The 11,456-nt window shown below is 69.8% G+C and carries 8 protein-coding genes; 3 read left to right on the top strand and 5 right to left on the bottom strand.

The window, feature by feature from the left end; translation table 11 throughout:
- Position 1: 1 nt before the first annotated feature.
- A complete protein-coding gene (gene rpoD / locus ACIHFD_RS13885; RefSeq protein WP_397367140.1) occupies positions 2 to 1,105 on the bottom strand; it encodes an RNA polymerase sigma factor RpoD in 1,104 nt (367 codons plus the stop codon).
- 697 nt (positions 1,106 to 1,802) lie between these two features.
- On the opposite strand from rpoD, the gene ACIHFD_RS13880 reads away from it, so the two are divergent.
- Positions 1,803 to 3,413 (top strand): IS200/IS605 family accessory protein TnpB-related protein, encoded by a 1,611-nt coding sequence (locus ACIHFD_RS13880; protein WP_397367139.1) that lies wholly within the window; start codon positions 1,803 to 1,805, stop codon positions 3,411 to 3,413.
- A 319-nt stretch (positions 3,414 to 3,732) separates the two neighbouring features.
- Here the strand turns inward: ACIHFD_RS13880 and dnaG are convergent, their stop codons facing one another.
- Positions 3,733 to 5,577 (bottom strand): DNA primase, encoded by a 1,845-nt coding sequence (gene dnaG / locus ACIHFD_RS13875; RefSeq protein WP_397367138.1) that lies wholly within the window; start codon positions 5,575 to 5,577, stop codon positions 3,733 to 3,735.
- A gap of 140 nt (positions 5,578 to 5,717) precedes the next feature.
- Between dnaG and ACIHFD_RS13870 the strand changes: the two genes are divergently transcribed.
- Positions 5,718 to 6,626: a M23 family metallopeptidase gene (locus ACIHFD_RS13870; protein ID WP_397367137.1), complete on the top strand. Its 909-nt coding sequence runs from the start codon at positions 5,718 to 5,720 to the stop codon at positions 6,624 to 6,626.
- On the opposite strand, the gene ACIHFD_RS13865 is transcribed toward ACIHFD_RS13870, so the two are convergent.
- A complete protein-coding gene (locus ACIHFD_RS13865) occupies positions 6,592 to 7,749 on the bottom strand; it encodes an NAD(P)/FAD-dependent oxidoreductase (RefSeq protein WP_397367136.1) in 1,158 nt (385 codons plus the stop codon). The two genes, ACIHFD_RS13870 and ACIHFD_RS13865, sit on opposite strands and share 35 nt — an antisense overlap.
- Positions 7,750 to 7,815: 66 nt before the next feature.
- Entirely contained in the window at positions 7,816 to 9,036 is a 1,221-nt protein-coding gene (locus ACIHFD_RS13860) for a deoxyguanosinetriphosphate triphosphohydrolase (protein ID WP_363967284.1), read from the bottom strand.
- 81 nt (positions 9,037 to 9,117) lie between these two features.
- Between ACIHFD_RS13860 and ACIHFD_RS13855 the strand changes: the two genes are divergently transcribed.
- Complete coding sequence (locus ACIHFD_RS13855; protein ID WP_397367135.1) at positions 9,118 to 10,638, top strand: M48 family metallopeptidase; 1,521 nt, start codon at positions 9,118 to 9,120, stop codon at positions 10,636 to 10,638.
- On the opposite strand, the gene ACIHFD_RS13850 is transcribed toward ACIHFD_RS13855, so the two are convergent.
- Positions 10,635 to 11,366 carry a phosphotransferase gene (locus tag ACIHFD_RS13850; RefSeq protein ID WP_397367134.1) on the bottom strand — a complete coding sequence of 244 codons (732 nt, stop codon included), beginning with the start codon at positions 11,364 to 11,366 and terminating at the stop codon, positions 10,635 to 10,637. The genes ACIHFD_RS13855 and ACIHFD_RS13850 overlap by 4 nt on opposite strands.
- Between the last annotated feature and the right edge of the window lie 90 nt (positions 11,367 to 11,456).

Below are 11,456 nucleotides of genomic sequence, written 5' to 3'. Positions count from 1 at the left end.
ATCAGTCCAGATAGTCCCTCAGCATCTGCGCCCGCGTCGGGTGCCGGAGCTTGGCCAGGGTCTTCGACTCGATCTGCCGGATGCGCTCCCGCGTGACCCCGAACTCCCTGCCCACCTCCTCCAGCGTGCGCGGATGACCGTCGGCGAGGCCGAAGCGGAGCTGGATGATGCGCTGCTCGCGGTCGGACAGCGTGGCCAGGATGTCGTCGAGCTGGTCCTGCAGCATGATGAAGGCCGCGGCCTCCATGGGCACGACGGCGTCGGCGTCCTCGATGAAGTCTCCGAGGTCGGAGTCCTCCTCACCGATCGGCGACTGCAGTGACACCGGCTCCTGGGCGATGCGCTGGATCTCCACCACGCGATCGACAGGGAGGTCCATCTCCTTGGCGATCTCCTCGGGAATCGGCTCGCGGCCGAGGTCCTGGTGGAGCTGGCGCTGCACGCGCACGAGCTTGTTGATGGTCTCCACCATGTGCACGGGAATGCGGATCGTCCGCGCCTGGTCGGCGATGGCCCTCGTGATCGCCTGCCTGATCCACCAGGTGGCGTAGGTGGAGAACTTGTAGCCCTTCGTGTAGTCGAACTTCTCGACCGCCCGGATGAGCCCGAGGTTGCCCTCCTGGATCAGGTCCAGGAACAGCATGCCGCGGCCCACGTACCGCTTGGCGATCGACACCACGAGCCTGAGGTTGGCCTCGATGAGCCGCTGCTTGGCCCGGGTGCCCTGCCAGACGAGCTCCCTGAACTCCGGGAAGGCCAGGCGCGAGACCCCGCTGCCCAGCTTGTCCTCGGCGAACAGACCGGCTTCGATCGACTTGGCGAGCTCCACCTCCTCCTCTGCGGTCAGCAAAGGCACACGGCCGATCTCCCGTAGATAAATACGGACCAGATCGCTGGTCGGCGCCCGCTTGCCAACGTCTTCCTCATCGGCGCGGGTGGCCTCCTCGTCGCCCTGGGGCTCGAGGACCTCCACGCCGTTCTCGGCGAGCATGCGCACGACGCGTTCCAGCGCGTCGGACGGCAACTCGGATCGGTCAAGCGCGGCTGCGACGTCATCGACGGTTACGCTCCCGCGCTCTCTTCCCTTCGCGACGAGGTCCGCCACCTGATCTACCGATGGCGGACTGCTTGGCAGCACCGATGCACCCACGGGAGACAGTCTGCAGTATTGGTTCCATCAAATGGCAGACCCATTTTTGTCACCGAAGGTAAGACTAACGTCCTTACCGAATTGAGATCACTTAAAGGTTTAGCCGGAGTTTGATCAGGAAAGTAAAGTCAATTACGCGGTCTGGATTCCCGGCGCCCGGCGACACCCCCCGGCGGACGCAACTCTTTCGCTGCCCGGAAGTCGTCACCCATCCTCTTCACCACTTATTGGACCGCGCCAGGTTCCCTGGTCAACCGCCCTGGTATCCCGCTTGTCATCGCGGCCGAACTGTTATCAACCGCCCGCGTGGTATGCCCGCTTCACAGGGGTTCGGTAGTCGTCCGCGACCTGGCTCGCGCCGCTGTCCACGTCGATCCGGACCAGCCGTGTCCGGCCGCCGCCGTCCGGGGTGGAGCCGGTCAGCGTGATGTCACGGCCCGCACGGACGGGCGAGGGCTTGCCTATCGCTCGAATGTTCTACCCGACATAGTCAAATATGGGTAGTCTCGTAGTCACGTTCAGTGAAGTCCGGGAAGTGGGCAGGGCGTGATGCGGGCGTACCGGTGTGCCGAGGTCCGGCGTGTGGTGACCTCGCCGGGCGCCTGCCGTCCGGCGCCAGCCCACGTGCACCTGATGTTGCGGGGTGGTGCGCGTGGCTGAGGCGCGAGCGATCGCGGCGCCGTACATCGCCGCCCCAGCATCCGGGGTGGCAATTCGCGATCGTCTCAAGGGGCTGAGCGGCCAGGACGAGCCGGTGCTGCGGCTGGCTGGGGCGTATCTGGGCTCGTTGGCTTCGAAAGATCTCGCAGTGCGGTGCCGTGACGGGCTGGCGCATGGTGCTGATCGGTGGGCGGCCCGTAAGCGGGAGCTGACCCCGGACTCGTCGGCGCGGTGGGCAGGGGCGATCACCAAAGCGTCGCACGATCAGTGGGCGCTGGCCCGGCGCGGCCAACTGGCCCACCTCCACACTCTTGAGGCCGGGATCGCCACGATCGCGCACCGGCTATCGCTGCCCGTGGGCCACAAGGGCACCAAGGGCGGGCCGGGCGGATACGGGTCCCAGCGGGAGTGGTTCGTCAAGTCCCGCCGTCTGCGGGTGCTGGCCAATCGGCTGGCCGCTCTGCGGGCCGATTGGCAGGGCGGGCGGGTGCGGATCGTGCGGGGCGGCAAACGGCTGGCCGGGATGCGGCACCACCTCGAAGCCGCCCATCTGGACGAGGCCCAATGGCGGGCGCGGTGGCAGGCGGCGCGCTGGTTCCTGCAAGCCGACGGCGAGTCCGGCAAGCGGTACGGCAACGAGACGATCCGCGTCAGTCCGGACGGGGAGGTGTCGATCAGGCTGCCCGGCCCGCTGGCGCACCTGGCCAACGCCCCGCATGGCCGGTACGTGCTGTCGGCCCGGGTACGGTTCGCGCATCGCGGCACGGAGTGGGCCGATCGCGTGCATGCCGATCGGGCAGTGGCCTACCGCATCCATCTGGACGAGGAGCGCGGCCGCTGGTACCTGACTGCCTCCTGGCAAGCTCCAACCGCACCGATCGTCCCGCTCCAGGCCGCGCTCACCCAGGGCGTGATCGGGGTCGACACCAACGCCGACCACCTGGCCGCCTGGCGGCTCGACACCCACGGCAACCCGATCGGTAGCCCCCGTCGCTTCAGTTATGAGTTGTCCGGCAGCTCCGAGCACCGCGACGCCCAAGTCCGCCACGCGCTGACACGACTCCTGACCTGGGCAAAGTCCTGCGGCGTGAAAGCCATCGCCATCGAGGACCTGGACTTTCAGGCAGAGAAGACCCGGGAGAAACACGGCCGCCGCAAGCAGTTCCGGAAGCTCATCTCCGGCCTGCCCACTGGCCGCTTGCGGGCCCGCCTGATCTCGATGGCCAACGCGGCCGACATCACGATCGTCGCGGTGGACCCGGCCTACACCTCCAAGTGGGGCGCCCAGCACTGGCAGGCCCCGCTGACCGGCAAGACGCGCGCGACCACCCGTCACGACGCCGCCGCCGTGGCGATCGGACGACGCGCCCTCGGGCATCCGATCCGGCGACGGACGGCACCGCCCCCTGCTCACCGGAGCGATGAGCAGGGGCATCGGACCGCCCAGGCCCGACCGGACGCCCGCGGGCGTGAGGAAACCCGCCCCCCGGACACCGGATCATGCACACGATGCATGCCACCGGACCGAGGCGAGAACGCGGGCGACCAGTGTGCCCACCACCGTTCGGGGCACACGGCTGAGCAACTCCTGCCCAGCCCCTAGGAACGGTAGGTGACGAGTGCTCTGAGGCCATTCGGGCCCCATCGGCGCTCACCGCGACCGGTGTCAGTCTTCTCCCTCAGTGACCCGCTGGGCCTGCCCCGGCCGCTGTCAGCGCCACCGCCGCCAGAACTCTGAGGGCCGATGTGGTCTTGGCCCTCGCGCCGCTCTTGGAAGACGACTCCGCGCAAGGCCCGCCCCCTCACCGCCCAACGGCACCGAGCCGCACAGCTCCGCCGCCGTCCAGCATGGCGCAGATGCCCCGGGCCCACCAAGGAAGCGGCCCAGGGTCAGCACCGCAGGACGGAGCGGGGCCAGCGGGTCACTGGCTGCCCGCAAGACGATCCAGGAGCACCTTTCGCTGTTGCTCAAGCCCGATCAGCTCACCCAACAGCTTTCGGTGCTCATTAGGCTCCTCGACCGGATTGATACGCTGCATCCGACCTTTGACCTGAGCGATGGCCCTGTCAACCGCCATCCCCTCAACCCGTGCAAGCATCGCCGCAGCATACCGTTGCTCGATCTCAGCATCCGCGTCAAACGGCTCCACCGCGAAGCGGGTCACCAGCCCCCGCGCCCCCTCCTCGTGCGCGTGCTCCAGCAGCCGGTCGACCCACTCGCGCCCGCCGTAGGAGCCGGCGGCCACGCCGCCCGCGGCGAGGATGACCTTGTGCAGCGTCACGTGGTCGGGAGCCGTGAACGCCTGCGGGTCGAGCGCGTCGAAGCGGGGCCCGAGCAGCGCCGGGCGCTGCACGGCGAGCTTGAGCAGCTCCCCCTCCACCCGCACGCTCGGGTCGACGGGCGCCGCCTGGGGCGCGCGCCTCGGGCGGCCCTGCTGCGCCCCGCCCACCTCGGCGATGCGCTGCATCACGAACCGCTCGTCCATGAACCCCAGCCACCGGTCGAGGTCGATGGCGTAGCGCTTGCGCAGCCCGACGTCCTTGATCCCGGCCACGATCGGCGCGGCGGCGTCGAGCGCGGCGATCTTGCCTTCGTTGCTGCGCAGGTCGTAGCGGGAGATCGTGCTCCTGATCGCGAACTGGAAGAGCGGCTCCCGGCTCGCGATGAGGTCCCGCACGGCCGCGTCGCCCTGCTTGACCCGCAGGTCGCACGGGTCGAGCCCGTCGGGCTGCACCGCGACGTAGGTCTGGGTGACGAACTTCTGCTCGTCGGCGAACGCCCGCAGCGCCGCCTTCTGCCCGGCCGCGTCGCCGTCGAAGGTGAAGATCACCTCGCCCCGGAATTCGGCCTGGTCGAGCAGGAATCTGCGCAGGATCTTGATGTGCTCCTCGCCGAACGACGTGCCGCAGGTGGCCACCGCCGTCGGCACTCCGGCCAGATGGCAGGCCATCACATCGGTATAGCCTTCGACGATCACCGCCTGGGCCCGCTTGGAGATCTCCCGTTTGGCGAGATCAATCCCATAAAGCACCTGGCTCTTCTTGTAAAGCGGCGAGTCAGGCGTATTCAGATATTTCGGACCATCATCGGAATCGAGCAACTTCCGCGCGCCGAATCCGATCACATCGCCCGTGGCGTCCCTGATAGGCCAGATCAGCCGCCCCCTGAAGCGGTCGATGGGCCCCCGCCGGCCCTCCTTGGCCAGCCCGCCCTTGACGATCTCCTCGGCGGTGAACCCGCGCCCCAGCAGATGCCGCGTCAGCGCCTCCCATTCGGCCGGCGCGTAGCCCACCCCGAACAGCTCGGCGTCGGCCCGCTCGAAGCCCCGCTCCGACAGGAACCGCCGCCCGGGCGCCGCGTCGGGCACGAGCAGCTTGTCCGCGTAGAACTCCGCCGCCGCCTTGTGCGCCTCGATCAGCCGGGCCCGCTCGCCGTGGTCACGCCTGGGGACGTAGCCACCCTGCTCGTACTGCAGCGTGATCCCGGCCCGCTGCGCCAGCCGCTCGACCGCCTCGCCGAACGACAGGTGCTCGATCTTCTCGACGAACGTGATCACGTCGCCGCCCTCGGAGCAGCCGAAGCAGAAGTACATCCCGCGCTCGGGGGTGACGTTGAAGGACGGGCTCTTCTCGTCGTGGAAGGGGCACAGGCCCTTGAGGTTGCCGCCCCCTGCGTTGCGCAACTGGATGTGTTCGCCGATCACGTCGGCGATGGGTGAACGCTCACGTACGAGCGCGATGTCGACATCACGGATCCGGCCAGCCACGCCGGTGAGTCTATTCCGCCCCACCGACGGTTCCGCCCCTCCGGGCCCGGTACGGGTAGGCGCGCATTACCTGTCGGTTGCTAAAGAGGGAAACCGGCTCTGCGGGAGCTCCCGGTCGGCTACAAAGGTAAAGGTTGTCGGTGGAAACGGTGACACGGGTGGAGATCATGCGTACGGGGCATCTCGGACGATGGGCGGCCGTCACGGCCGCCCTGTTGCTGACCGGCGCCTGCTCCCAGGCCACCGGCCTGGCGGGGGTCAACGCGACCTCGCCGTCGACCCCGCCGGCCACGAGCCCGCCGGCCGCCGCGCAGCCCGGCGAATCGGCGGAGCCGGAGGCCGAGCACCAGGCGGCCGAGCAGCCGCCCAAGGGCGACGACCCGGTGAAGGTGCCGCCGCCGAAGATGTCGAAGTACGAGTACACCTTCCCGGTCAAGGGCTGCAAGACGACCTACCAGCGCCAGCTCCTCGTGCTGCCCAAGACGACGATCTGGGCGCCGCAGGGGTGCGCGTTCGTGGCCCCGATCGGCGGCGTCGTGGACGAGGTGAACCTCCAGGACAAGTGGAGCCCGTCCACCGACGCGGGGGCCGCCCGCGAGGGCAGGTTCGTCACGATCATCGGCGAGGACGGCGTGCGTTACCTCGGCGGTCACCTCGACACGATCGCCGACGGCGTCCGGCCGGGCGTCCCGGTCAAGGCGGGCCAGCTGCTCGGGCGGGTGGGCCGGACGGGCAACGCCCGCGAAACCGGGCCCAACCTCTACTTCGCGATCTCGTGGAAGACGGGCCCGGCCTTCTGGTGGGTACGCAGGGGCATGGTCAAGCCGTGGGACTATCTCGACGCCTGGGCGACCGGCAACCGCACGTACTCGCCCAGGGAGGAGACGCTGGCGCTGCGCGGCAAGCTGGGCGAGACGCCGGGCTGCACAGTGCAGTGCGGGTCGAAGAAGGTCCCGCAGGCCGGCAAGACCCAGGGCCCGAAGCCGAAGCGCACCGACCACGGCGTGATCACCGTCACCCCGTCGATAGCTCCTTTTGATCAACAATGACGCGTGACCTGATGAGCTCCTGGATCTCGTCCACGACGTCCCAGACGTTGACGTTCATGCCGGCGATCACGCGTCCCTCGCGCAGCCAGTACGCGATGAACTCCAGGCTCTCCGGCTCGCCGCGGTAGACGATCTCGTCGTAGCCCTCGATGTCGCCGGAGAACTCCATGCCCAGCTCGTACTGGTCGGTGTAGAAGTACGGGATCCGGTCGTAGACCACGTCCTGGCCGAGCATGGACCGGGCGGCGGCGGGGCCGCCGTGCAGGGCGTTGGCCCAGTGTTCGACGCGCAGGCGGCGCCCGTACAGGGGGTGGAAGGGCTCGGCCACGTCACCGGCGGCGAACACGTCGGGGTGCGAGGTGCGCAGCGCGGCATCGGTGTGGATGCCCTGGCCGACGTCGAGCCCGGCGTCACGGGCGAGCCCGACCTCGGGCGCGGCGCCGATGCCGACGACGACGAAGTCGGCGGCGAGCCGCTCGCCCGAGCTGAGCCGCACGCCCGTCTCGGTGATCTCGGCGGCGGCGGTGCCGAAGCGCAGGTCCACGCCCTTGCTGACGTGCAGGCGGGCGAACAGGTCGCCGAGCTCGTTGCCGAGCGGCCGGTTGAGCGCGGTGGGCTCGGGCTCGACGACGGTGACCTCGCAGCCGGCCGCGCGGGCGGCCGCCGCGGTCTCCAGCCCGATCCAGGAAGCGCCGACGATGAGCACGCTGCCCGCGCTCGCCAGGCGCTCTTTGAGCGCCTCGCTGTCGTGGACGGTCCGCAGGTAGTATGCGGGCCCTGGCAGGCGTCGCGGCGTGGCGCCGGTGGCGATGAGCAGCTTGTCGTACCGCCGGCGCGACCCGTCGCCGAGCCTGACCAGGTGGTTGTCGAGCTCGATGCGCGTGACGCGCGTGCCGAGCCGCAGATCGACGGCGTTGTCCGCGTACCACTCCGGGCCGTGGACGAAGATGCTCTCTCGTTCGCTCTTGCCCTGGAGGTAGTCCTTGGACAGGGGCGGTCGTTCGTAGGGCCGTTCGTTCTCCGCGCCGATGAGCACGATCTCACCGTCGAAGCCTTCCTCGCGCAACGTCTCCGCGGCCTTGGCCCCCGCGAGTCCGGCACCGACGATCACATATGTGGCCATGGGCGCAGTATCCGCCTGCGAGGGTCATGGGGAAAGCCGGGTGTACCGGATCATGGAGAAACTTGGTCAGCGGGAGAGCCTGCGGTGCCACGCCACGGCGGAGGTGTCGGTGAGCGAGGCGATCTGGTCGATCACCACGCGGACGCGGGCCGCGTCGTCGGCGGCGCCCAGGTACGCGGGCCTGAAGGCGGGCTCCAGCGTGCCCGGCGCGCCCAGCGTGATCATCGAGGCCAGTTCGGTGATGAGCTCGCGCTGCCTGGCCTGGTTGGCGTTGTGGTCCCTGGTGGCCATGACGTAGTGGGCGGTGACGCCCTTGAGCAGGGCGCACTCCAGGCGGGTGGCGTGGGGCACGACGAGGTCGGCGCGGTGGCGGGAGCCGTACACCTCCTTGGTGGCGGTCTGGGCCGAGCGGCAGAAGCGGCCGATGAGGCCGCTCGTGAGGGCTTTGAGCCCGGCCAGGTCGGCGAGCGTGGCCTCGAAGCGGCGCGGCCAGAGCGGGTCGGTGATCAGCTTGGCGAAGATCTCCTCCAGCTCGCCGAGGTCGGCGTTGGGGGCGTACCAGGTGCGGGTGGTCTCGCACACCAGCGTGCGCTCGATGGGCGAGCGCAGCGCCTCGGGGGTGACGTGGCCGGAGTGGAGCGCGTCCTCGAGGTCGTGTACGGAGTAGGCGACGTCGTCGGCCCAGTCCATGATCTGCGCCTCGAAGCTCACCCGACCGTCCGGCGCGCCGTCCCGGATCCAGCGGAACACGGGTAGATCATCGTCATATACGCCGAATTTTGCCGATTTTTCGCATGTCCAGGGATATTTGATGGAAGCGTCGAGCGCCGCCCGCGTCAGGTTGAGCCCGGCGCTGCGGCCGTCCTCGGTGAGGACCTTGGCCTCCAGCCTGGTGAGCAGGCGCAGGCTCTGCGCGTTGCCCTCGAAGCCGCCGCACGAGGCCGACAGCGCGTTGAGCGCCATCTCCCCATTGTGGCCGAAAGGTGGGTGCCCCAGGTCGTGCGCCAGGCACGCGGTCTCCACCAGGTCGGGATCGACGCCGAGCGTGGCGCCCATCTCCCTGCCGACCTGACCGCATTCGAGGGAGTGCGTGAGCCTCGTGCGCGGGATGTGCTGGCCGCCGCCGAGGGACTCGGCAGGGCCCACGACCTGCGTTTTCGCGGCCAGCCTGCGCAGGGCGGCACTGTGCAGCACGCGGGCGCGGTCGCGCTCGAATGCGGAGCGTTCGGGATTGCCGGGAGGTTCCGGAACCCAACGCTCCTGATCATGGTCATCGTAGTACGGCATTGCTTAGGTGATTTTATCCAGTTTCCGGTCTCCGCTAAGGTCGAGCCTCGCGAGAACCCCTTCCCCGGGAGCCCTCACCCCATGACGACAGCGTTCCGAGCAGTGCTGGCCTTCATCCTGCTCGCCGGCTTCTACGTTCTGGTCGGCCTCTTCCTGGTGGCCGCCATCTTCTTCGATGTCCTGCTCCTCGTGGACTTCCACGCGAACACCCTCAAGCTCGCGATCGTCCTCACCCTGGTCGCCGGCGCGCTCGTACAGGCCCTGTTCGTGGTGAGCCGCCGCCAGGGCGGCGAGCAACCGGGCGTGCCGATCGGGCGCGAGCACGAGCCCGCGCTCTGGCAGACGGTCGAGGAGCTCGCCCAGCGCGTGCGCACGGCGCCGCCGGACGAGATCCGGCTGGTGGCGGAGGTGAACGCGGCCGTTTCCGAGGACACACGCTGGCTGGGGATGAAGGCGACGCGGCGGCGGATGTTCATCGGGCTGCCGCTGCTGCAGACGCTGACGGTGGACGAGCTGCGCGCGGTGCTGGGACACGAGCTGGGCCACTACAGCGGCGCTCACACGCGGCTGGGCGCGCCGGTCTACCGGGGGCGGGTCTCGCTCCTCGCCACCGTCCAGGGGCTGCGTAACCACCCGTTCGTCCAGCGCCTGTTCACCTGGTACGCCAAGTTCTACCTGCGGGTGTCGCAGGCCGTCTCGCGCAAGCAGGAGCTGGAGGCCGACCAGTTCGCGGTCGCGATCGGCGGGCGGCAGGCCATGGCCGGGGCGCTGCAGAAGATCCAGACCACCGCGACGGGCTGGGACCTCTACGTCGCCAACTACCTGTCGCTCACCGGCGCGGGCGGCACCAGGCCCCTCTCGGTGTTCGGGGGCTTCCACGCGCTCATGAGCGACTCCGACCGGCAGGCCGAGATCGCCAAGCTGGGCGAGGAGCCGCAGGAGGTCTCGCCGTACGACTCCCATCCGAGCCTGACCGAGCGCCTGGCCGCCATCGAGCACCTGCCTGAGCCGCCGCACGTCCCCGACCCGCGCTCGGCCCTGACGCTGCTGCGCGACGCGAACGTGGCGGTGCAGGCCGTGGAGCAGTCCATGTGGACGCCGGAGGCGCTCACCGGGCTGCGGCCGGTGTCGTGGGAGGAGCTGGTGTCGCACGCCATGTACGCGGGCCGCAACGCCGACGCCCTCCACGACCTGGCGGTCGCCGGCCAGCGGGTGATGGGGGCCGCGCGGCCGTACCTGGACGCCGCCTTCGAGGCGATCGCCCGGGGCCGGCAGGCGGAGCTGGAGGCCGTCCTGCGCGAGCAGGGCTGGAACGCGTCGGAGACCCTGCTCGCCGGGGTGCTGGGGCAGGCGCTGGAGGCGGTGCTGATCCAGCTCGGCGAGGCCAAGTGGACGCTGTCGTGGTCGGGGCCGGCGCGGCTGCTGTTCGACGACGGGGAGGAGGTGGCGCTGTCGGAGTACGCGGCCCAGGTGTCGGCCAATCCGGAGGCCGTCTCCGGGCTCCGGCGGTGGCTGGGGGATCACGGCATGCGCCACGACTACGTCCCGATCGAGGAACCCTCCCCCGGGCAGCCCGCCGAGGCCGCTACCCCCTCGATCTAACGCAGCGCCCGCTCGAATCCGGCGCGGTGCCCGGCGACCCAGTCGTGGCAGGCGCGCACCTGCGCCACCGCCCCCTGCTCGCGCAGCCTGATCGCGTACGCCAGCCCCTGCGCGGCATCCCGCTCGATGCCGCGCCGGCATCGGTCCTGCCACCAGAGGATCGTCTCGACCACCTCGCCGCGCTCCCGCAGCCCGTAGGCGTCGCAGATCAGCCGCACCCGCCGGGCCGCGTCGGCCGGGTCGGCGATCAGCGGGCCCAGGCCCGCGTACTGCCAGCAGACGTGCGCCACGTCGTGGACGCGCCGTCCCGGCCCCGCCAGGTCCCAGTCGATGAACGCCACCGGCCGCGGCTCCTCGCCCCGGTAGACGGTGTTCCTGGGCGACAGGTCGTTGTGGCAGACCACCTCCTCCTCCCCTGCCAGTGAGGTGCCGGCGGTCAGGTCGTGGAACTCCCGCACCAGCTCCGCGGCCCGCGCCAGGCTCTCGTCCGAGGCGACGCCGTCCGGCTGGACGTCCTCCCAGGCCACGTGGCCGGCCACGAAGGTCAGGATCTCCCGACCGCGCTCGTCGAGGCCCAGGAACCGGGGCGCGGCCGCCCATCCGCTCCGCTCGAAGAGGCGCAGCAGCTCGTGCACGTACGCGGCCCGCTGTCCGGGCGTACGGCGGACGGTGTCGCCGACGCGGACGACGGCGTTGACGAAACCCCCGGGGAGGTGTGTCTCGGACATGGTCTCCCGACTGTCGCGTAGGTCAGTGGTTTGAGGCTTTCACGCGGTCGATGGCCTGTTCAGCACGCAAAGTCTCACAGGGCAGTGCAA

This window comes from Nonomuraea sp. NPDC051941, assembly GCF_044593615.1.
This window is presented reverse-complemented; position numbering and strand designations above follow the sequence as displayed.